Source organism: Mesorhizobium sp. WSM4935 (assembly GCF_029625735.1).
Lineage (GTDB): Bacteria > Pseudomonadota > Alphaproteobacteria > Rhizobiales > Rhizobiaceae > Mesorhizobium.
The window spans coordinates 641696-662560 of the sequence record NZ_JARTVR010000001.1; the positions used below are offsets into that span (position 1 = coordinate 641696).

Below are 20865 nucleotides of genomic sequence, written 5' to 3' on the forward strand. Positions count from 1 at the left end.
GGTGAGGGAAGCCGTCCTCAGATGGACCAGAGCGCGCCGCCGTCGCAGGCAACGGCCTGGCCGGTGATGTAGGAGGCGCGGTCGGAGGCGAGGAAGGCTGCCAGCGCCGCGAACTCTTCGGGACGGCCGATGCGCCTGGCCGGTATGGCCTGGCTCACTTTTTCGAGATCGAGCTTCGCATCCGCCAGCCTCTCGGTCAGCGTATAGCCCGGCATCAGCGCGTTGAAGGTGATGCCGTTGGCTCCTTCTTCCTTGCTCAGCGTGTTGACCAGCCCGTGGATGCCGGCGCGCAGCGAGTTGGAAAGGGCGAAGCGGTTGATCGGCTCCTTCGCGGCGATGGAGGTTACGAACAGCACGCGGCCCCATTTCTTCTCGCGCATCGAAGGCAGCACCGCCCGCACGATCTCCACCGCGCTCATGAACAGGTTGTCGAAGGCGGCGCGCCATTGCTCGATGGTGAGCTCGTCGAAGGGCGCGGTGGGCGGGCCGCCGGTGTTGACCACCACGATGTCCGGCGCGCCCAGCGTCGCCTTGGCTCTCTCAACCAGTTGCGTCGCCGCGCCCGGCTTCGCCAGGTCGCAGACGAGTGCCGTCGCGCCGATCTCGCGGGCGGTCTGTTCCAATGTCGCGGCGGTTCGGGCGCAGATCGCCACGCGCGCGCCCTCGTCCAGCAACTCCTTGGCCACGGCGCGGCCGAGTCCCTTCGACGCGCCCAGCACGAGTGCCTTCCTGCCTTTCAATCCAAGATCCATCCGTTCTCTCCGATAATGCCGCGCCTCAGGCGCCGCTGACCTCGACGCTGCCAAGACCGGCAATGTCGAACCGATAGGAAAACGCTTTGTCGGGGAAGCGCGTGCGCACGATGCTGCCCGTCATGACGATGTCGCCGGCCTTCATACCCCTGCCGGAAGCGCTGAGATGGTCGGCCAGCCAGGCCAGCGGCTCATACGGGTGACCGAGCGCATCGGCGCCGATCCCTCTGCCGATCTCGACGCCGTCCTCGTAGACGATTGCCTCGACCTTCTCGAGCGCGGCCGGCGGGGCGACGAATTTGCCCAGCACCACGCCGGCATTCCACGAATTGTCGGCGACCAGCGATCGCACGTCCAGCACCGAATAATCGGCATGGCGATCGTCCACGACCTCGACCGCCGCGCAGACGCCGTCGACCGCGACGGCGACCTCCTCGCGCGTATAGGATGCGGCGCGCGGCGCGAGATCGCGGCCGAGCCGGGCGCAGATCTCGAATTCCAGGCCGAGATGACCGTAGTCTCTCAACGAGAGCTTTGCTCCGCTGTGCATAACCCGCCGCCCGAAAATGGAACCGGCTACAGGATGGTCGATTCCGCACATGCTCTGCATGCTGTGCGAGGTCAGGCCGATCTTGTAACCGGCTATTTGATCGTCGCCGATGATCGACCCGACATAGGCATCCTGCACTTTGTAGGCGGAGGCTAGGTCCGACAATCCCTGGATCGTCGCGAACCGCGTGTTGTCTCGATGGCCGCGCACCAGCGCCTGCGCGGCCTCAACGATGTCGAATGCCATGTCAGATCTCTCCACTCCCTCCGACGGTTCGCTCGCCTATTGCCGAACCAGTTCGTCATCAGCCGCCGACCGCCTAAAAGCGCGATGCCTTCATAAAGATTTCCCGATCTAGACCAATTCCAAGAAAAGTGTGAGCGATTAGGTTCGACGACTTCGCCGTATCAGCGTGCCGACTCTTATCGGTCTCGTTGGACCAAGTGGCCCAAAATCTGTGAAACGCGGCACGCAACGTGTTACGCTTTGAATGGACACAGGTGTACATTCGCGCTAGATACGCGCTTAGCGCTGCTTTTGGATGTTCGGCGCCAATGGCAAAGCAGGTATCCTAAGGGGCAATCGATGCGCATATTCGAGCTGGAGACACGGCGGCCAAGCCCTTGCGGTGGGGCGATATCTCCGGCCTGTGACGGCGGTTTGGGCGCATGACGAGACAGTATTCGGCGCTTTCGCTCTTCAAGGAAGGCATCGCCGGCCAGACCGGTTGGGAAAAGGCCTGGCGCTCTCCCGATCCAAAACCGCGCTATGACGCGATTATCATCGGCGGCGGCGGGCACGGCCTCGCCACCGCCTATTATCTCGCCAAAAATCACGGCATCACCAACGTCGCGCTCCTGGAAAAGGGCTGGATCGGCGGCGGCAATACCGGCCGCAACACGACGGTGGTGCGTTCGAACTATTTCTATCCTGAAAGCGCTGCGATCTACGGGCTGGCCCACAGCCTCTACAAGACGCTATCGACGGACCTGAACTATAATGTGATGTTTTCGGCGCGCGGCATTCTGACCCTTGCGCACAGCGAAGCCGGAATGGAGACCGCCGCCCGGTCGGTCAACGCCATCCAGGTCAACGGCATCGATTGCGAATTGTTCTCGGTCGAGGACGTGCGCCGCGTCGTGCCGATCTACAATTTCAGCCCGGATGCCCGCTTCCCGGTCTATGGCGGCACCTGGCAGCCGAGCGGCGGCACCGCCCGCCACGACGCCGTCGCCTGGGGCTACGCACGCGCGGCGAGCCGTCTCGGCGTCGACATCATCCAGAACTGCGAGATTACCGACTTCATTATCGAGAATGGGCGCTGCCGCGGCGTCGTCACCTCGCGCGGCGCAATCCGGGCCGAGCGTACGGGCATGGCGGTCGCCGGCCATTCGTCGGTGCTGGCGGCCAAAGCGGGATTCCGGTTGCCGGTCAATTCCTACGCGCTGCAGGCCTGCGTGTCCGAACCGGTCAAGCCGATCATAGACACGGTGGTGATCTCGCCGGATACGGGCGTCTATGTCAGCCAGTCGGACAAGGGCGAACTGGTGATCGGCGGCGCGCTCGACCGCATCCCGTCCTACGGCCAGCGCGGCAACCTGCCGGTGCTGGAAGGCGTGATCGCCGGTATGCTCGAAATGTTTCCGATCTTCGGCCAGTTGAAGATGATGCGGCAATGGGCCGGCATCGTCGACGTCGTCCCGGATTCCTCGCCCATCATCGGCGAATCGCCGCTGCCCGGCCTTTTCCTCAATTGCGGCTGGGGCACGGGCGGCTTCAAGGCGATCCCCGCAGGCGGCACCCTGCTTGCCCATCTGCTTGCCACCGGCAGCCATCACGACATCAGCCGGCCCTTCGATCTCGACCGCTTCGCCCGCGGCCGGCTGATCGACGAAGCCGCCGGCTCCGGCATCGCCCATTGAAGGTATAGAAAAGATGCAGCTCTTTCCCTGCCCGTTCTGCGGGCCGCGCGAAGAAAGCGAATTTCACTATGGCGGCGAGGCCGGCAATCTTAGGCCCGACGGCAGCGAGGTGACCGCCGAGCGCTGGGCCGGTTATCTCCACATGCGCGACAATCCGAAGGGACCGACCCGGGAGATCTGGGTTCATCTGACCTGCGGTGAGTTCTTCGCGATGAGCCGCGACAGCGTCGATCACAAGGTGTCGAGCTCTTCCTTGCTCGGCGAAGCGGAGCACGGACGATGAGCGCTTCCCGTCTCGCCACCGGCGGCAGCGACATCGACCGCAGCCGTCCGCTGAGCTTCACCTTCGACGGCAGGCGCGTGGAAGGTTTTGCGGGCGACACGATCGCCTCCGCCTTGCTCGCGAGCGGCCAGGCCGTGGTCGGCCGCAGCTTCAAATACCATAGGCCGCGCGGCGTGTGGGGCTCCGGTGTCGAGGAACCCAACGCGTTGGTCGATGTCGAGAGCGCGGTCGGCCGGGTGCCGAATGCGCGCGCCACGACCGTGCAGGCCGCAGACGGCATCAAGGTCAGGAGCGTCAACGCTTCGCCGACGGCCGAGAACGACCGCAACGCGGTTCTGGACCGCTTCGCGCGCTTCCTGCCGGCCGCCTTCTACTACAAGACCTTCATGTGGCCGGACTGGCACCTGTTCGAGCCGCGCATCCGCGCCATGGCCGGACTTGGCGTCGTCGACAGCGACTGGCAGCCGCGCCAGGTCTCGGACCAGGTCAACCATCATTGCGACGTCCTGGTGGTCGGCGCCGGCCCCGCCGGCCTTGCCGCGGCGGCCAGCGCGGCGGCGGCCGGGCACTCGGTCGTCGTGGCCGACGACAGGATGCATCCCGGCGGGTCGCTGCGCCATCGCGCCGGCGAAGTCGATGGCGTCGAGGGCAAGGCGTGGGTCGAGGCGACGGTTGCCAGGCTGAAGAGCGGCGGACAGCTCGTGCTGAGCGAGACGACCGCTTTCGGCCTTTACGACCACAATCTGGTCGCGCTCAACCAACGCCACTCCGACGGCCGGCCGGACACGCTTTGGCGCGTGCGGCCCGGTCGCATCGTGCTGGCGACGGGCGCGATCGAACGGCCCGTGCCGTTCGCCAACAACGACCTGCCCGGAATCCTGTCCGCCGATGCCGCGCTCAGCTACCTGCGCCGTCATGGCGTCCTTGTCGGCCGGGAAATCGTCGTCGTGACCAACAACGACAGCGCCTATGAGCCGGCCTTGGCGTTGGCCGCGGCCGGCGCTTTGGTGACGGTAGTCGATTGCCGGCGCGACGGCGGTGCGCAAGCGAAAGCCGGCATTCGTATTCTGGCCGGCCGGACGGTTGTCGCGGCGCGCGGGCGCAACGCCGTCCAGGGTGTCCTGCTGGACGATGGCACGACGCTTGGCGTCGATTGCGTTCTCGTCTCCGGCGGCTGGACACCCACCGTGCACCTGTTCTCGCAGGCGAAAGGCAAGCTCGCCTGGAGCGACGAGCTTGCGGCCTTCATTCCCGGCGAAGCCATTGATGGGATCGGCGTCGCCGGCGCCGTGGCCGGCACGGTCTCGCTTTCTGACGCTTTGGCCAGCGGCGCCGCGGCCGCCGGCGACTTCGGATCGTTGTCGCCGGCGCCTCGCGGCACTGGAGCGGAAGCAACATTGGGCGTCGTCAGCCTGTGGCCAAAGCCCAAGGCCAAGGGTCGCGTCTGGATCGACTACCAGAGCGACGTCACCGCCAAGGACGTCGAGCTCGCGGCGCGGGAGAACTTCGTCTCGGTCGAGCACCTGAAGCGCTACACCACGCTCGGCATGGCGACCGACCAGGGCAAGACCTCGAACCTCAACGGTCTGGCGCTGCTGGCGGACATCACCGGACGCGGCATCGCGGAAGTCGGCACCACGACCTACCGGCCGCCCTTCACGCCTGTTCCCTTCGCCAGCCTTGCAGGGGCGCGCCGGGGCAGCATGCACGCCCCGGTCCGCCGCCTGCCGCTGGAGGCAAGCCATCGCGCCGCCGGCGGGGTGTTCCAGGAATATGGCGGTTGGCTGAGGCCCGCCTATTATGGCGGCGGCGAAGCCGGCGCCTCGATCCAGGACGAGGCACGGCGCGCCCGGCAGTCGGTCGCGCTTTTCGACGGCTCGACGCTCGGCAAGATCGAGGTGATCGGCCCGCGCGCCGCCGAGTTTGTCGATTTCATCTATTACAACACCATGTCGACCCTGAAGCCGGGCCATTGCCGCTACGGCTTCATGCTGTCGGAAAATGGCGTCGTCTTCGATGATGGCGTCCTGGTCCGCCTGGACGAGCATCGCTTCATCGTCTCCTGCTCGTCGTCGCATGTCGCCGCGGTCCACGCGCGCCTCGAAGAATGGCGGCAGGACCGCTTTGACCGCGATGCGGTCTATATCCACAACGCCACCGCGCAATACGCCACTTTGACCGTTTCGGGCCCGAATGCGCGCCAGGTCGTCGAAGCGCTCGATCTGGGTGCAGCGCTGGACGATGCCAGCCTGCCGCATATGGCGGTCGCCGCCGGCCGCTTTGCCGGCGACGAGGTGCGCATCGCCAGGGTTTCCTTCACCGGCGATCGCAGCTACGAAATCTCCATCCGCGCCGATCGGGCGGAGGCGCTCTGGGCAAGGATGCAGCAGGAGGGCCGCGCCTTCGACGCCGTGCTGCTGGGACTTGAATCGCTGATGATCCTGCGCGCCGAGAAGGGCTACATCGTCATCGGCAAGGACACCGACGGCACCACCATGCCGCACGATCTGGGCGTCGCCGGACCACGGACCAAACGCGCCAGCGAGTTCGTCGGCCGGCGCTCGCTTTTCACGGAAGCTGGAAACAGCAAGGACCGCAATCAGCTCGTCGGCCTTGCGCTGCGCGAAGGCGAGGCGCCGCTGGCGACCGGCGCGCATGGCGTGGAGAAACGAGACGGCCGCCTCAGACGCATCGGTTTCGTCACCTCCAGCTACCAGAGCCCGACCCTGGGACGCCCGGTTGCGCTCGCGCTCATCGAACGGGGCGCCGCGCGGCACGGCGAAACCATCGACGTTCAGCATCTCGGCGTCGTGCGGCAGGCGAAGATCGTCGCGCCTTGCGCCTTCGACCCGGAAGGGAGGCGGCTCCATGCGTAATCTTGCCGAAAAATGGCCGGCGGCGCCCGACTGGGCCACGTCCACGCTCAACAAAGGCGGCGTCAGCGTGCGGACGCTTGGCGGGCTGAACCAGTTGCTGGTCAGCGGCGACCTCGTTGCCTGGTCGAAGGCGTCAAGGCTTGCCGGCGAAGGCGTCGGCGCCGGCGCGATCGCCAGCGGCGACAAATATATGGTGCGGATCGCGCGCGACCGCCTTCTTGCGGTCGGGGAACAGCCGTTTCCCATTGCCGCCGGCTGGCACCCGGCCGGTTTCGCGGTCACGGCCATGGATGCGGCACTGCATGTGTTCGAGATCGAGGGGTCGGACCTGGAGCGCCTGATCGCCAGGGGCACGGCGCTCGATCCGGGAGCGGCAAGCCGCTCGGCTTCGATCCTTTTTGCCGGCGTCGGCGCTCTCTTCTACCGGTTCGGCAACCCCGATCGGGCGCGTCTCCATGTCGACCGGGGCCTTGCCCCCTATCTCTGGGAGTGGCTCGAACAGGTGCAAGTATTGTAGCGGGGTGGTTTCAGGTCTATCTAGCCGGCGTTCAAAACTTGGCCGGCCCGCTATGTTCTCCGATTCCAATGCTGATGAAGTCGTGCGGCGGCCCGGTCTGATCGGCAACACCAAGGTGACGCGCGAGGACTGGATGAAGCTCGCGCTGGAGACGTTGATCTCCGAGGGCGTGGAGGCGGTGCGCGTGCTTGCGCTCGGGCAGAAGCTGAACGTCTCCCGGTCCAGTTTCTACTGGTACTTCAAAAGCCGCCAGGACCTGCTCGACCAGTTGCTGGACTACTGGCGCAACAACAACACCCGTTTCGTCGTCGAACAGGCCGGCAGACCGGCCGTGTCGATCACACAGGCCGTGCTCAACGTCTTCGAGTGCTGGCTGGATGAAGCGCTGTTCAATCCGCGGCTGGATTTCGCCGTGCGCGCCTGGTCGCGCCAGTCGGCAAAAGTGCATCGGATCGTCAACGAGGAAGACGATGCGCGGGTCGACGCCATCCGGGCGATGTTCTCGCGGCATGGTTATGCGGATACGGAAGCGTTCGTGCGGGCGCGCGTGCTCTATTTCACGCAGATCGGCTATTATTCGCTCGAGATCGTCGAGCCGGTCAGCAATCGTCTTTTCCTGACGCCGGCCTACCTGCTCACGCATACCGGCAAGAAACCGCGCGCAGGCGAGGTCGAGGCTTTCGCCGAAAAGATGCTGCTGAAAAGCCCCGGCTGACCGGCCCCGCCATTCGCGATCGCTTCAATTCAGATCGCATGGCCTCCGCGCCCACTATGACGAGCACTCAGGTCCGACGCAAATGGCAGCTTGGCGCCTCATTGCAGACGTCGGACAGCTGTTGCCTGAACGCGGATTCCGTGTGGGTCCGGATGGCTGAATGCGGTTTCCCTGCGCTCTGGATCGGAAATGCCTCAAACGGGATTGCATCCGGAATGCTCTTGTTGTACGAACGTTCAACAAGGCATTTGACGAGCGCCCACCGTGCTACGGACCGAGTTTCCCTTTGCCGTCGAAACCATCGATCCATATTGGATCGCGCTGGCTGACGGCACGCGAATCGCCGCCACGGTGTGGCGCCCGCGCATCGACACCAAGGTGCCCGTGGTGGTCGAAATGGTGCCTTACCGGCGCCGCGACGGCACCGTTGCCCGCGACATCGACATCCACCCCTGGCTTGCCGGCCACGGCATCGCCTGCGCCCGCATCGACATCCGCGGCTCCGGTGATTCCGACGGCGACCTGGCCGACGAATATCTGCCCCGCGAGCAGGAGGACGCCTGTGAGATCATCGCCCATCTGGCGGCGCAATCCTGGTGCAACGGCAATGTCGGCATGACCGGCATTTCCTGGGGTGGCTTCAACGCGCTGCAGGTCGCGGCGCGCCGCCCGCCGGCGCTGAAGGCCATCATCGCCAATTGCGCCACCGACGATCGCTATGCCGACGACATCCACTATATGGGCGGCGCGTTGCTGACCGAGCAGGAAATGTGGTCGAACTTCATGCTGGTGAAGAAGGCGATGGCGCCCGACCCGCAGATTGTCGGCGATGCCTGGCGCGCCATGTGGATGAGCCGTCTGGAAGCGACACGCTCGCTGTCGGAAATCTGGCTCGCCCACCAGCGTCGCGACGACTATTGGCGGCAGGGTTCGGTCTGCGAGGATCATGCCGCGATCGAATGCGCCGTCATGGCCGTCTGCGGCTGGGAGGACAGCTATTCGAACTTCGTGCCGCGCCTTCTGGAACACCTGCCGGGGCCGAAGCTCGGCATCGTCGGACCGTGGTCGCATGCCTATCCGTGTCGCGGCGCGCCGGGTCCGCTGATCGGCTATCTGCAGGAGGCGCTGCGCTGGTGGCGTCATTGGCTTTGCGGCGAAGACACGGGCATCATGGACGAGCCGCTCTACCGGGTCTGGATCACCGGCGAGGAGCGGCCGCAGCCTTTCTACCTCCCGGATCATGCCGGCAGTTGGGCGGCCGAGGACCAATGGCCGTCGCCGCGCATCGAGCGCCGCGTCTTGCATCTGAACGCCGGCGGACTGGGCGGCCAACCCGCACCGGGCGCCACGCTGTCGGTATGCTCTCCCGCCATCGCCGGCCGCGACTGCGGCCGTTGGGGCGGCTATGGCGGTTCATGCCCCGACATGCCCATCGACCAGCGCCGCGAGGACGGCCTGGCGCTATGCTTCGACACTTTGCCGCTCAACGATGATCTGACGCTGCTCGGTGCGCCCGAGCTCGATCTGCTCGTCAGCGTCGATCAGCCGCATGTCAACCTTGCCGCCCGTCTTTGCGACGTCTATCCCGACGGCACTTCGGCGCTGATGACCTATGGCGTGCTCAACCTCAGCCATCGCGACAGCCACGAGCATCCGACGCCCTGTCCGATCGGAACGCCGTTCCGCGTCAGGCTCAAGCTCAACGATTTCGCCCGCACCATACCCAAGGGGCACCGCGTCCGGCTGGCGCTGGCCAACCAGCATTGGCCGATCCTGTGGCCGCAACCGAAACTTTCGCTGCTGTCGGTCGCGAGCGGCGACAGCAAGCTCGTTCTTCCGGTGCGACCCCCGTCGCCGCATGACCGCGACGTCCGCTTCGAGCCGGCCGAAACCGCGCCGCCGGTCCCGACCACGACGCTGGACGAAGGCTTCGACCGTCGCATCGTCACCGACGATGTCGGCTCAGGCCTGCAGATCATCGCCTTGACCTCGGACCATGGAAGCAGGCGCTACGACGATCGCGCCATCACCGTGTCTTCCGCCAACAGCGACACGATGAGCATCAGCAGCGGCGATCCGCTCTCGGCAAAGCTCGTCACCGAGTATCGATGGGCGATTGCCAGCGCCGACGCCGACACCGAAGCGCGCGCGGTGACCGAGCTCACGGCTGATGAAACGCATTTCAACCTGAGTTGGCGTCTTGAAGCCCGAGAACGGGGCAAGCTCGTCCACAGCGCCTCGGCGACACGGCGCATCAGGCGCGATTTCGCCTGAGGGACAGGGAGGAGGCCATGCTCGCATATGCGGTGAAGCGCATCGGTCTCGGTCTCCTGATCCTCGTCCTTGTCATGGTCGCCATGTATGCGGCCGTCTTCCTGGTCCCGGGCGATCCGGCAACCGTGGCGCTCGGTCCGCGCGCCACGCCGGAACTGAAGCGGCTGCTGATCGAGCGCATGGGGCTCGACCAGCCGGTCTGGTGGCAGATCGTCGAATTCTTCCGCAACGCGCTGACCGGCAATCTCGGCTACGACGTCTGGTCGAACCGGCCCGTTTCCACTCTGGTTCTGGAAGCGTTGCCGAACACGCTTGTCCTGGGGCTGACGGCGCTCGCCGTGGCGCTCCTGATCGGCGTGCCGCTCGGCTGCCTGTCGGTGATGCGGCGCGGCACGGCCGCCGATGCCGCCATCGGCGTGCTCTCGGTCGGTGTCATCGCCGTGCCGTCCTTCGTCGTCGCCATCTACTCGCTGCTGCTCTTCGCCGTCACGCTGCGCTGGCTGCCGGCCATCGGGGCGGGCGAGGCCGGAGATTTCTTCAGCCAGGCCAGGGCGCTCGTCATGCCGGCCGCCGCGATCGCCCTCGGCTGGGTCGGCTATATCGCCCGCATGGTGCGCGCCTCGATGATGGAGGTGATGGGCGAGCCCCATATCCGTACCGCGCGCTCATTTGGTTTGCCGGAGTGGAAGATCGTCTCCAAATATGCGCTGCGCATCGCCATCATCCCGACCATCTCGCTGGTCGCGGTCGGCCTCGGCAGCATCCTATCCAGCGCCGTCTTCGTCGAGGCGGTGTTCGCCAGGCCCGGCATCGGCAAGCTGATCACCGACGCCGTCAGCACCCGCAATTATCCGGTCGTCATGGGCACGGTGCTGATCATGACCGCCATCTATGTCTCCATCACCATCGCCGCCGATCTTCTCATCGCGCGGCTCGATCCGAGGGTCCGTGATGTCTTCCGTGGCTGAGGCCTCTCCATCCGCGCCCGATCGACAACGGCTTGTCCTGCTACACGCACTGCTTGCCGACCCCTTCACCCGCGTGGCACTGGTCCTGGTCGCCGGCTTCCTTGTCACCGCGCTCTTCGCGCCCTGGCTGGCGCCCTATTCGCCGGTCAAGATCGATGTGCTGCACAAGCTGCAGCCGCCATCGGCGGAGCACTGGTTCGGCACCGATCATCTCGGCCGCGATCTCTTGTCGCGCGTCATCTACGGCGCGCGCACGGCACTCACCATCGCCATGGTCTCGGTGGCCATCGCCGGCGCCATCGGCCTGCTGCTCGGCCTCATCGCCGGCTATGGTCCGCGCTGGCTCGACGCCATGCTGGTGCTGACCTTCGACAGCATGAATTCGCTGCCGATGATCATGTTCGCGCTTGCCATCATCACCGTGCTCGGCGCCGGCACCGGCACGCTGATCATCGTCATCGCCGCGACGTCCTTCCCAAGCTATGCGCGGCTCATCCGGGCCCAGACGCTGGCGCTGAAGAACAGTGACTACATCCTTGCCGAGCGCCTGCTCGACGCGAGCGCTTCGCGCATCATCTTCATCCACCTCCTGCCCAATGTCGTCGGTCCGCTGATCATCCTTTTGTCGATGGACATTCCGGTCGTCATCATGGTGGAGGCCGGCTTGAGCTTCCTCGGCCTCGGCGTGCGCCCGCCGACGCCGTCCTGGGGCTCGATCCTCTACGACGGCTACACCAGCATCCGCTCGGCACCCTTCATGGTGATCTTCGGCGGGCTGCCGCTGGTGCTGGCGACGCTCGGCTTCACCTTTCTCGGCGAGGGCCTGCGCGACTATCTCGATCCGCGCCTGCAACTGCGGAGGCCGGCATGAGCGGCTCGCTCGCGGCCAGCGGTCTCAGCGTCCGCTACGAAACACCGCATGGCAGCGTGCACGCTCTTCGCCATGTCGATATCGAGGCACATCCCGGCGAGGTCATCGGCATTGTCGGTGAGAGCGGCTGCGGCAAGTCCACTTTGGTCACCGCTCTGGCAAATCTCTTGCCGGCGAACGCCCGCATCGCCGGATCGATCCGATACAACGGCGTCGACCTGACAAAGCTTGATGCGCATCGCCAGCGGCTACTGCGCGGCGACGAGATCGCGCTGGTCGGCCAGGACCCGATGACGGCGTTCAACCCGGTGCTGACCATCGGCGACCAGCTCGTCGACTTCCAGCACCACCGTAAGGATCTCAGCCGCGCGCAGAAACGGGCCCGCATCGCCACCATGCTCGGTCGCGTCGGCATCGCCGATGCCGAACGGCGCATGCAGAGTTATCCGCACGAGCTTTCCGGCGGCATGCGCCAGCGCGTGGCGATCGCCGCCGCCTTGCTGACCGATCCCGGCCTGCTCATCGCCGATGAGCCGACAACCGCGCTCGACGTCACCATGGAGGCGCAGATCATCCATCTGCTGCGCGGGCTCAGGCGCGAATATAACGGCATCATCATCGTCGTCTCGCATCATCTCGGCGTCATCGCCGAGCTCTGCGACCGCGTCTATGTCATGTATGCCGGCGAGGTGGTCGAGGGCGGCGAGGTCGACGCGATCTTCCACGATCCGCGTCATCCCTATACCCAGGCGCTGCTTGCCTGCGATCCCGCCCGCTTCCATGATCGGCTGGACAGGCTGCCGACCATTCCAGGGTCGTTGCCGAGCCTGACCCAACCACTACCGGGATGCGTTTACGCGCCGCGCTGCGATCGCGCCTTCGCGCCATGCGGCTCCATCGCGCCACCTCTGACGAGGCTCACCGCATGCCATGCCGCCCGCTGCCACGCGGTGACGCCATGAGCCCGCTGCTTGCCGTCGAGGACCTCTCGGTCAGCTTCGTGCGCGGCAGCCTGCTCGACCGGCTGATCAACCCGTTCCCGTTGTCCGGCTTCAACGTCGTCGACGGCGTCACGCTGTCGCTCATGCCGGCCGAGACGCTTGGGCTGGTCGGTGAATCCGGCTCCGGCAAGACGACGCTGGCCCGCACCATCCTCGGCCTCATCCGGGCGGCAGCCGGTCGTATCGTGTTCGAGGGGAGGCAGGTCGCGACGCAGTCCGACTTTCGCGCCATGCGCCGGCGCTCGGCGATGATGTTCCAAGATCCGGTCGCCTCGCTCAGCCCGCGCCTGCGCGTCGGCACGCTGCTCACCGAACCGCAGGTCATCCAGGGACTGCCGATGCCGGATCGGCGCGCGGCGGCAAAGGCGCTGCTGGCGCTGGTCGGCTTGCCCGCCTCCTTCGTCGACCGCTTTCCGCATGAATTGTCGGGCGGGCAGGCTCGTCGCGTCGGCGTTGCGCGGGCGCTTGCGATGAAGCCGCATCTGCTGCTTGCCGACGAGCCGACCGCCGGGCTCGATGTGTCGGTGCAGGGCGATGTGCTCAACCTGATCGGCGAGCTCAAGCGCGAGCTCGGCTTCGCCGCCATGATCGTCACCCACAATCTGGCGATGATCCGCCATGTCAGCGATCGGCTGGCCATCATGTATCTGGGGCGGCTCGTCGAGACGGGACCGACGCAAGAGGTGTTCTCAGCCCCATCGCATCCCTATACCGCGACACTGATCCGCTCCGAGCCGATTCCCGATCCGCGCCGGCGCAGCCACAACCCTGCCGTCACCGGCGAAATTCCGAGCGTGTTCCGGCGACCTTCCGGCTGCGAGTTCCACACGCGCTGTCCCCTCGTGCAATCCCGCTGCAAGACCGAGGCGCCGGTCTATCGGCCGATGGGGGCCGGCCGCATGGTGCGCTGCCATTTCCCGCTGCAGACCGGCGGGCAAGAACGGGAAGCCGTCTTACGCGCTTTCGCAAACCAAAGGGGAAACTGAAATGACGAAATGGACAATGGACAGACGTGCATTCCTGAAAGCCGCCGGCGTGCTGGGCGCCGGCCTGGCGATGAAGCCGGGCTTTGCCTGGGCGGCGGCCGGCGACACGCTGCGCATCCGCATGGAAGGCGATCTGCAGACGCTTGATCCCGCCTTCATGATCGGTGGCATCGAAGATGTCATGATGCGCGGCATTTATGTGTCGCTGAACCGCCTCAGCGATCTCAGGCAAGGTTCGCCATGGTCGCTCTGGGGAGCGGAGAAACTCGAGCTGAAGGATCCGAAAACCATCGCCTTCACCCTGATCGATGGGCTGAAATGGTCGAACGGTCTTGGTCCGGTCACCGCCGAAGACGTGAAATTCTCCTACGAGCGTATAGCCGACCCGAACCTGTCGTCGCCCTGGGCTTATCAGTTCGAAAAGCTGGACCGTGTCGAGGTCGTCGACGCCAGATCCGGTATCATCCACCTCAAGGACCCGTACCAGCCGATCTTCGTCACCAGCCTGCCTTACTATGGCGGCCACATCATCAGCCGCGCCGGCACCGAGAAGGCCGGCGGAAAATTCACCACCGAGCCGCCGGCGGCCTGCGGTCCCTATCTCTTCTCGGACTGGCAGCAGAAACAGAAGGTTACGCTGACGGCCAATCCGGACTGGCCGGGACCGAAGCCGGATTTCGGCAAGGTGGAGATCTATGTCGTCGCCGACGATCAGGCGGCGCAATTGGCCTACGAGGCCGATGCCTTCGACTACACCAAGATCGCCATTTCGGCGACCAAGGCCGTGAAGGCCAAACCGCCCGCCAACACCAGCCTCATCGAGGCGCAGTCGACCCGCTATGTCTGGCTGACGATCAACATGCTGAGCCCGCGCCTCAAGGATCTGAAGGTGCGGCAAGCCGTGCAGTACGGCGTCGACGTCGGGCAGATCCTGACCGGCGTCTATGACGATCTCACCAAGCGCTCCACCGGCGTCGTCCAGCCCGGCACGAAATTCGCGCGCCCGAGCAATCTGATCGCGGCGCCCGATTACGAAAAGTCCGCCGCCCTGCTCGCCGAGGCAGGCGTCAGCGACTTGTCGTTGACGTTGACGGTGATGAACGATTCGATCCGCACGGCGACCGCGCAGATCATCCAGGCGAGCCTCGAGCAGGCCGGCATCAAGGTCGAGATCCAGCCTTACGACGAAGCCGCCTTCTGGGGCGTCGGCGACAAGACGCAAGGCGACGGCTATAAGAACATCGACCTGGCGCTGATGGATTTCGCCGGCGGCGTCGATCCGTCCGAGAACCTGGTTTGGTTCCGCCCCGACCAGATCGGCGCCTACAATTGGTCCGGCTTCGACAGTCCCGAATTCGAGACCTGCTATCAGCAACTGATTGCCGAAAGCGACGAGGCCAAGCGCATCGCCTTGTCCAACCGCATGGAGGATTTGATGGAGCAGTCCGGCGGTTTCGTCTTCATCTGCCACCAGCCGCTGGTCGCGATTCATAGGACCGCATTCGAACCCGTCATCTATCCGGACGGTCACCCCAATCCTGTGCTATTCAAGAAGACGGCGTGATCGCTCGATGGACAGGACGGGCGCAATCCATTAGCTGGGTTGCATGACGCAAGCCCAACCGGAAGATGCAAAAAGGAAGCGCGGCGCGAAGAAGGCGCCGCCGCGCTTCAGCCGCGAGCAGGCGGATGTGCGCCGCTCCATGCTGATCGACGCGGCGGCGCGGTGCTTGTCTGTCGGCGGCATCGGCGCGTTCACCATAGATCGCATCTGCAAGGAGGCCGGCGTCTCGCGCGGGCTTATCAACCATCACTTCGAAAGCCTCGATGGGCTGCTGGTCGAAGTCTACAAGTCCTCGCTCTATGCCAGCGTTAACAACCAGATCGACGAAGCCAAGCGCCGCCGCGCTGAGGCGTCCGGCTGGCCCCCGGAGGCCGCGCTGGCTGCTCTGGTGCGGTCCAACTTCGCGCCGGAATATTTCAGCCGCGAGAACCTGCTGATCTGGCTGTCCTTGTGGGGTGAGATCGCCGTCAACGCTCGGCTCAAGGCGGCGCATCGCGAGCTCTACGACGCTTACCGCGCGGAACTTGCCGAAGACATCGCGGCGGTTGCTGTTGAGCGTGGAAGGCAGGTCGACGCTTCCGCGCTGGCGCGCAATTTCATTGCGCTGGTCGACGGGCTCTGGCTCGAATGGTGCCTCGACGAAAGCGTGGTGACGCCGCAGGCGGCGGAGGCGGCAGGGTTCGAGATGCTCGAAGCGCAGGTCGGACCGCTGCGGGACAGTTGAATGTGAGAGCAGCGCTGCTTTGCACCTTGCTGAGTAAGGCTGCCTCAACCTTTCTTGCTTCTTGGACAGCGGCTATCCGGTCATCTGCTTGAGCGCCTTGAGCAGGCGAACATGGGTGTGGGAATGATGGTGCCTGACATGAACGGCCGAATAGATGGGATGTGAAATCTTCGGCGCATCGGCGACGAACTCCGCCACGCCCTCCTGCCGCAATCTGGTCGCCACCGTCTCGGTGACGAAAGCGGTCCCGCCCCGGCTCCGCAGGAGATAGGCGACGGCGCCGCCATTTCCGGTCGAGACGGGGGTGTTCTCAAGCTCCGGCAGCATCTGCCTGTGGGCCCGGTTGAAGAAGGCCGAGTAGTTGGCCCGGATATAGTCGGCCGGCGTGACTGCGCCGAAGGTAAGGCCGCGCGTCGATACCATGACGAAATTCTCCTCGGCGATCTGCTCGTAATGCATGTCCGGGAGGTGCTGCGGCGAATAGAGCACCGCCAGATCGAGGCTGCCGGTTGTGAGATCGAGGATCATCTGGTTGGAGTAGTCGATCTCGACGTAGATCGCCAATTTGGGCAGCGTCGCCCGCACCCATTCCAGCCATCCTTCCAGCACGCGCTCATAAAGCTCGAACTGGATGCCGATGCGGATCAGCCGGTCGAACTGGCCGACCGCCTGGATTTCGCGGCGGGCGTCGAGCCAGCGCAGCCTGACCGCGCGCGCATGCTCCTCGAATCTCAGGCCGGCGACGGTCGGCTCCGTGCCGCTCTTGCCCCGGATGAAGAGCTGCTTGTCCAGCAGTGTCTCGAGCGTGCGGATGCGGCTCGAAACGGTGGACTGGGTGATGCCAAGGCGCTCCGCCGTCCTGTTGAAGTTGCGGCTTTCGATCAGGTCCAGGAATGTGTCCAAGAGTTCAATCTGCATCTCGGCTATCCAGCGCCAGCAATTCTCTCATGGCTAACGCTTTTCGGGCCGGTCCGACAACGGGTAATCGGATTCTTCGATTAACGTCCCGCCGCTGGCTGCGTTGCCGGCGCTGCCTTGGAAGCGCAGGTTTGCCGCAACTCTCGTCCCACCCAATGGCAGGCAAGACATCCATGTTCATCGTCGACACCGACGTTCACAATTACTGGTCCAGCGCCGAGGTGTTGCTGCCCTATCTCGAACCCTACTGGTGCGATTTCCTGATGCGCGGCGAGAAGCCCGGGCCCAGGGGAAGCTTCCCGCATGGTCACCGTCCGTGGCTGCACCCGGAAGGGTTCTCGAGGCACGACATCCGCCCGGAGACCGAGGAGGACAATTACCTGATCATGAAGGAGAGGCACCTCGATCTCTACGACATCGATGTTGCGATCCTCACCGCCGACGAGCCCTTGGAAGCCTCGACTCTTGCCAACTACCACTATGCCAACGCACTGGTGAAAGCCTACAATGACTACATGATCGACTGGTGGCTGCCGAAGGATAGCCGCTTCAAGGGATCGATCATCATTTCGCCGACCGATCCCCATGGCGCCGCGGCCGAGATCCGGCGTCTCGGCCGCCACAAGGACATTGTCCAGGTCCTGGCGAGCCACGGCTCGCAACGCCCCTATGGCGATCCCTTCTACAATCCGATCCACGAAGCCTGCGCCGAGGTCGGGCTGCCCTTCGCCATCCATTTCGGCGGGCAAGGCGGCGTCAACCACAACGCGGTCGCCAGCGGCCCGACCGCCTATTATTGGGAAACGCACGCCTTGCTCAGCCAGCCGGCGATGACCCATGTGGTCAGCATGATCTCCAACGGCGTGTTCGAAAAATATCCCGACCTCTATTTCGTCGTGATCGAGTGCGGCGTGTCGTGGGTGCCTTCGCTGATGTGGCGGCTTGATGCCAACTTCAAGGCGCTGCGAAAGGAGACGCCGTGGCTGAAGATGCTGCCGTCGGAATATTGCCGCCGCAACATCCGCTTCAGCACCCAGCCGTTGGAGCAACCCCAGAACGTCAGGCATCTGTGGGAAACGCTGGAGCACATGGACGGCCAGAACACGCTGCTTTTCGCCTCCGACTACCCGCACTGGGACTTTGACGCGCCGACCAATCTGCACATCCCATCGGGCTGGCGCGACAAGATCATGGGGCTGAATGCGTTGGAGGTCTACAAGCGCATCGAGGCTCCAGCGGCAGCCGTGAGGGTCGCCTGATGAGCGCCGCAACAACCGCGGCGGCGCGGACCTTTGCCTGCAAGGCCGCCGACGTCGCTGTAGGCAAACCCAGGATCGTCACCATCGGCCGCATCCGCGTCGGCATATTCCAGCTCGAGGATGGCTATGCCGCGCTGCTCAACATCTGCCCCCATCGGGCGGGCAATCTATGCGAGGGGCCGGTATCGGGCACCAATCGGCAAACCGACAAGACGGAATTCATCTATGAGCGCGCCGGAGAGCTCATTCGCTGCGCCTGGCACGGATGGGAGTTCGACATCCGGTCAGGCAAATGCCTTGTCGACGAGAAGCTCAGGGCGCGCACCTTTCCCGTTCATGTCGACGGCGACGACCTCTATCTCGAAATACGCCGCTGACCGCAATGTGCCGTAAACTTTGGAGTTTCGACAATGGAAACCGTGAAGTTCACCCAGATGAAGGATGGCGACCGCGAGGACTATGCCTTCCTGACCGAACATGAGACCGAATACGCCGCCGGCACGGCCGACCGGCTGCTGGCGGCGATGGTCGAACTCGACAAATCGGTATCGGGCTACAAGGTGACGCGACTCGGCCATTCGCTGCAGGCCGCCACGCGCGCCTGGAATGCCGGCGCCGATATCGACTGGGTGGTGTCGGCGCTCCTGCATGACATCGGCGACATCTACGCGCCCTACAATCACGACGAATACGCGGCCGCCATCTTGCGTCCATTCGTACGCGAGCAATGCGCCTGGGTGGTGGAAAAGCATGGCGATTTCCAGCTGATCTACTATGGCGCGCATGTCGGTGCGAATCCGCACAAGCGGGATGCGTTCAGGGACAACGCCTATTTCGACGACTGCGCCGAGTTCTGCGAGAAGTGGGACCAGTCGAGCTTCGATCCGGATTATCCGACACGGCCACTGAACTTCTTCGCGCCGCTGGTGCGGGAAGTGTTCGCCCGCAAGAGCCACGATCCCGCTGTCGTCAGGCCCGGAACGCGCATTGCGATGTCGGATGACGCGGCCGCCGCCGAGCGGTCGGGCATGTAGCGAGACTGAGATATTTTTCAGGGGAGTGCCCCGGCCAGTCCTCCCTGCTTCTCCCTCGAAGGTTGCCCCTCAGTTCAAGGGCGATCCGCCTTCGCGCTTGCGCCGCTCCATATAGTCGCGCAGCGCCTCGTCGATGCCGGGATCGATCGGCGGCTGCTCATATTCAGCGACCATGCGTTTCCAGATCACGTTGGCCCGTTCACGCGCGGTGATCTGGCCGCGTTCCATCCAGGTGTCATAGTTGTCCCAATTGGACACCAGCGGCGAATAGAAGGCGCGCTCATAGCGCTGCATGGTATGTGCGGCGCCGAAGAAATGCCCGGCCGGCCCGACCTCGCGCACAGCGTCCAGCGCCAGCGTGTCGATGTCGACGACGGGCGGATCGAAATAGGCCGACATCATCTGCAGCATCTCGACATCGATCACCAGTTTCTCGAACGAAGCGGTCAGGCCGCCGCCGAGCCAGCCGGCCGCGTGCAGCACCAGATTGGCGCCGCCCATCAGGCAGCCCCACAAGGACATCGCGCTCTCGTAAGCCGCTTGCGCGTCGACCGCATTGGCGGCGGTGACGTTGCTGGAGCGGAACGGCACGCCGATCAGCCGGCAGAGCTGCCCGGTGATCTGCGCGGCCTGCGTATATTCCGGCGTGCCGAAGGCCGGCGCTCCGGTCTTCATGTCGACATTGGAGGTGAAGCCCCCATACATCACCGGCACGCCGGGACGGACGATCTGCGTCAGCACGATGCCAGCCAGCGCCTCGGCATGCTGCTGCGACAGCGCGCCGGCAAGCGTCACCGGGCTCATAGCTCCGGCCAGCGTGAACGGCGTGATGACGTTAACCTGGCCGTGCTCGGCCAATGCGATCAGCCCTTCGGCCATCGGCTCGTCGAGCTGCAGCGGTGAATTGGTGTTGATGATGCCGGTGAACACCGGCATCTCGCGCGCCAGATTTTCGCGCGTCGTGCCGAGCGAGATCGCCACCATCTCCAGCGCGTCGACGGCGCGGCCGTGACCAAGCGCCTGCGGCTGCCAGTTCTTGTCGAGCAAAGTGATCTCGGCATAGTAGAGGTCGAGGTGCCGGGTGTTCTGATGCAGGTCGAGCGGTTCGAACGGCCCGCCGCCTTCCTGGTGCAGCACGTTGAAGGACTGGATGAGCTTCAGATAGTCGCACATCTCGGCATAGGAGCCGGGGCGACGGCCGCGGTCATTGTCCATGACATAGGCCGGCCCGCCGACCGACGACAGGATGCAGTGCCGCCCGCCGACCTTGACGTTCTTCTGAGGGTTGCGGGCGCGCAGCTCGAAGGATGAGGGTGCCATGGCGACGCGTTCCATCACCATGGCGCGGTCGAAGCGCACGCGCATCTCGCCTTCGTCGACGGTGCAGCCGGCCGCTCGATAGAGCTGGCGCGCCCGCGGCTGCAGCACGCGCATGCCGATCTCCTCGAGGATGGTGAGGCCCATTTCGTGGATAGCCTGCACCTGGTCGGCCGACAGGACCTCGATCGGCGCGTAGGGCCGCGTCAGCTGCTTCCACGACCGTTGCGCGATGCCGGCCACCTCGCGCTGGGGGCGACCGGGCCTGCGACGTGCGGCGATACGCTCCATGGCTTTCTGGACCTCCTTGTTGACGCAATTCCGAACGGAAAAC

The 20865-nt window shown here is 64.9% G+C and carries 19 protein-coding genes; 15 read left to right on the forward strand and 4 right to left on the reverse strand.

The genetic code is table 11. From position 1 onward, the window contains the following. Window positions 1-17 precede the first annotated feature (17 nt). Together P9273_RS02940 and P9273_RS02945 are read right to left on the reverse strand one after the other, a co-directional pair. Complete coding sequence (locus P9273_RS02940) at window positions 18-752, reverse strand: SDR family oxidoreductase (protein WP_278047534.1); 735 nt, start codon at window positions 750-752, stop codon at window positions 18-20. Between the two features lie 25 nt (window positions 753-777). After that, window positions 778-1548: a 2-keto-4-pentenoate hydratase gene (locus tag P9273_RS02945; RefSeq protein WP_278047535.1), complete on the reverse strand. Its 771-nt coding sequence runs from the start codon at window positions 1546-1548 to the stop codon at window positions 778-780. A gap of 422 nt (window positions 1549-1970) precedes the next feature. On the opposite strand from P9273_RS02945, the gene P9273_RS02950 reads away from it, so the two are divergent. The 12 genes from P9273_RS02950 to P9273_RS03005 all read left to right on the forward strand — a co-directional run bounded on the left by P9273_RS02950 (window position 1971) and on the right by P9273_RS03005 (window position 16003). After that, entirely contained in the window at window positions 1971-3224 is a 1254-nt protein-coding gene (locus P9273_RS02950) for a sarcosine oxidase subunit beta family protein (RefSeq protein WP_278047536.1), read from the forward strand. A 13-nt stretch (window positions 3225-3237) separates the two neighbouring features. Then, a complete protein-coding gene (locus P9273_RS02955; protein ID WP_278047537.1) occupies window positions 3238-3507 on the forward strand; it encodes a sarcosine oxidase subunit delta in 270 nt (89 codons plus the stop codon). After that, window positions 3504-6383 (forward strand): sarcosine oxidase subunit alpha family protein, encoded by a 2880-nt coding sequence (locus P9273_RS02960; RefSeq protein WP_278047538.1) that lies wholly within the window; start codon window positions 3504-3506, stop codon window positions 6381-6383. Before P9273_RS02955 ends, P9273_RS02960 begins: the two co-directional genes overlap by 4 nt. Continuing rightward, window positions 6376-6900 (forward strand): hypothetical protein, encoded by a 525-nt coding sequence (locus P9273_RS02965; RefSeq protein WP_278047539.1) that lies wholly within the window; start codon window positions 6376-6378, stop codon window positions 6898-6900. The genes P9273_RS02960 and P9273_RS02965 overlap by 8 nt, the downstream gene beginning before the upstream one ends. Before the next feature lie 82 nt (window positions 6901-6982). Further along, the gene (locus P9273_RS02970) at window positions 6983-7615 is read left to right on the forward strand and encodes a TetR/AcrR family transcriptional regulator (RefSeq protein WP_336619355.1); all 633 of its coding nucleotides are present in this window, start codon (window positions 6983-6985) and stop codon (window positions 7613-7615) included. Window positions 7616-7879: 264 nt separating this feature from the next. Continuing rightward, complete coding sequence (locus tag P9273_RS02975; protein ID WP_278047540.1) at window positions 7880-9889, forward strand: CocE/NonD family hydrolase; 2010 nt, start codon at window positions 7880-7882, stop codon at window positions 9887-9889. 17 nt (window positions 9890-9906) lie between these two features. Next, window positions 9907-10857, forward strand: a complete 951-nt coding sequence (locus P9273_RS02980; protein WP_278047541.1) for an ABC transporter permease — start codon at window positions 9907-9909, stop codon at window positions 10855-10857. Then, the gene (locus tag P9273_RS02985; protein ID WP_278047542.1) at window positions 10841-11728 is read left to right on the forward strand and encodes an ABC transporter permease; all 888 of its coding nucleotides are present in this window, start codon (window positions 10841-10843) and stop codon (window positions 11726-11728) included. Before P9273_RS02980 ends, P9273_RS02985 begins: the two co-directional genes overlap by 17 nt. Next, window positions 11725-12690, forward strand: coding sequence for an ABC transporter ATP-binding protein (locus tag P9273_RS02990; protein WP_278047543.1), 966 nt, complete (start codon window positions 11725-11727; stop codon window positions 12688-12690). The genes P9273_RS02985 and P9273_RS02990 overlap by 4 nt, the downstream gene beginning before the upstream one ends. Beyond that, window positions 12687-13715: an oligopeptide/dipeptide ABC transporter ATP-binding protein gene (locus P9273_RS02995; RefSeq protein WP_278047544.1), complete on the forward strand. Its 1029-nt coding sequence runs from the start codon at window positions 12687-12689 to the stop codon at window positions 13713-13715. Before P9273_RS02990 ends, P9273_RS02995 begins: the two co-directional genes overlap by 4 nt. A 1-nt stretch (window position 13716) precedes the next feature. Next, window positions 13717-15279 carry an ABC transporter substrate-binding protein gene (locus tag P9273_RS03000; protein WP_278047545.1) on the forward strand — a complete coding sequence of 521 codons (1563 nt, stop codon included), beginning with the start codon at window positions 13717-13719 and terminating at the stop codon, window positions 15277-15279. A gap of 43 nt (window positions 15280-15322) precedes the next feature. Then, window positions 15323-16003, forward strand: a complete 681-nt coding sequence (locus P9273_RS03005; protein WP_278047546.1) for a TetR/AcrR family transcriptional regulator — start codon at window positions 15323-15325, stop codon at window positions 16001-16003. 72 nt (window positions 16004-16075) lie between these two features. Here P9273_RS03005 and P9273_RS03010 read toward each other — a convergent pair whose 3' ends face one another. Next, window positions 16076-16921, reverse strand: a complete 846-nt coding sequence (locus P9273_RS03010; RefSeq protein WP_278047547.1) for a LysR family transcriptional regulator — start codon at window positions 16919-16921, stop codon at window positions 16076-16078. 173 nt (window positions 16922-17094) lie between these two features. On the opposite strand from P9273_RS03010, the gene P9273_RS03015 reads away from it, so the two are divergent. Genes P9273_RS03015 through P9273_RS03025 form a run of 3 tightly spaced genes read left to right on the forward strand, consistent with a single transcriptional unit; the run spans window position 17095 to window position 19214 of the window. Beyond that, window positions 17095-18180: an amidohydrolase family protein gene (locus tag P9273_RS03015; RefSeq protein ID WP_278047548.1), complete on the forward strand. Its 1086-nt coding sequence runs from the start codon at window positions 17095-17097 to the stop codon at window positions 18178-18180. Continuing rightward, window positions 18180-18557, forward strand: coding sequence for a Rieske (2Fe-2S) protein (locus P9273_RS03020; protein ID WP_040994324.1), 378 nt, complete (start codon window positions 18180-18182; stop codon window positions 18555-18557). Before P9273_RS03015 ends, P9273_RS03020 begins: the two co-directional genes overlap by 1 nt. 33 nt (window positions 18558-18590) lie before the next feature. Next, window positions 18591-19214, forward strand: coding sequence for an HD domain-containing protein (locus P9273_RS03025; protein WP_278047549.1), 624 nt, complete (start codon window positions 18591-18593; stop codon window positions 19212-19214). A gap of 69 nt (window positions 19215-19283) precedes the next feature. Here P9273_RS03025 and P9273_RS03030 read toward each other — a convergent pair whose 3' ends face one another. Next, a complete protein-coding gene (locus P9273_RS03030; RefSeq protein ID WP_040994328.1) occupies window positions 19284-20822 on the reverse strand; it encodes a trimethylamine methyltransferase family protein in 1539 nt (512 codons plus the stop codon). Between the last annotated feature and the right edge of the window lie 43 nt (window positions 20823-20865).

What these genes read in the sequence shown, in the direction of transcription:
- P9273_RS02940 (WP_278047534.1), bottom strand. Translation starts at nt 752, where the DNA reads ATGGATCTTGGATTGAAAGGCAGGAAGGCACTCGTGCTGGGCGCGTCG.
- P9273_RS02945 (WP_278047535.1), bottom strand. Translation starts at nt 1,548, where the DNA reads ATGGCATTCGACATCGTTGAGGCCGCGCAGGCGCTGGTGCGCGGCCAT.
- P9273_RS02950 (WP_278047536.1), top strand. Translation starts at nt 1,971, where the DNA reads ATGACGAGACAGTATTCGGCGCTTTCGCTCTTCAAGGAAGGCATCGCC.
- P9273_RS02955 (WP_278047537.1), top strand. Translation starts at nt 3,238, where the DNA reads ATGCAGCTCTTTCCCTGCCCGTTCTGCGGGCCGCGCGAAGAAAGCGAA.
- P9273_RS02960 (WP_278047538.1), top strand. Translation starts at nt 3,504, where the DNA reads ATGAGCGCTTCCCGTCTCGCCACCGGCGGCAGCGACATCGACCGCAGC.
- P9273_RS02965 (WP_278047539.1), top strand. Translation starts at nt 6,376, where the DNA reads ATGCGTAATCTTGCCGAAAAATGGCCGGCGGCGCCCGACTGGGCCACG.
- P9273_RS02980 (WP_278047541.1), top strand. Translation starts at nt 9,907, where the DNA reads ATGCTCGCATATGCGGTGAAGCGCATCGGTCTCGGTCTCCTGATCCTC.
- P9273_RS02985 (WP_278047542.1), top strand. Translation starts at nt 10,841, where the DNA reads ATGTCTTCCGTGGCTGAGGCCTCTCCATCCGCGCCCGATCGACAACGG.
- P9273_RS02990 (WP_278047543.1), top strand. Translation starts at nt 11,725, where the DNA reads ATGAGCGGCTCGCTCGCGGCCAGCGGTCTCAGCGTCCGCTACGAAACA.
- P9273_RS02995 (WP_278047544.1), top strand. Translation starts at nt 12,687, where the DNA reads ATGAGCCCGCTGCTTGCCGTCGAGGACCTCTCGGTCAGCTTCGTGCGC.
- P9273_RS03000 (WP_278047545.1), top strand. Translation starts at nt 13,717, where the DNA reads ATGACGAAATGGACAATGGACAGACGTGCATTCCTGAAAGCCGCCGGC.
- P9273_RS03005 (WP_278047546.1), top strand. Translation starts at nt 15,323, where the DNA reads ATGACGCAAGCCCAACCGGAAGATGCAAAAAGGAAGCGCGGCGCGAAG.
- P9273_RS03010 (WP_278047547.1), bottom strand. Translation starts at nt 16,921, where the DNA reads ATGCAGATTGAACTCTTGGACACATTCCTGGACCTGATCGAAAGCCGC.
- P9273_RS03015 (WP_278047548.1), top strand. Translation starts at nt 17,095, where the DNA reads ATGTTCATCGTCGACACCGACGTTCACAATTACTGGTCCAGCGCCGAG.
- P9273_RS03020 (WP_040994324.1), top strand. Translation starts at nt 18,180, where the DNA reads ATGAGCGCCGCAACAACCGCGGCGGCGCGGACCTTTGCCTGCAAGGCC.
- P9273_RS03025 (WP_278047549.1), top strand. Translation starts at nt 18,591, where the DNA reads ATGGAAACCGTGAAGTTCACCCAGATGAAGGATGGCGACCGCGAGGAC.
- P9273_RS03030 (WP_040994328.1), bottom strand. Translation starts at nt 20,822, where the DNA reads ATGGAGCGTATCGCCGCACGTCGCAGGCCCGGTCGCCCCCAGCGCGAG.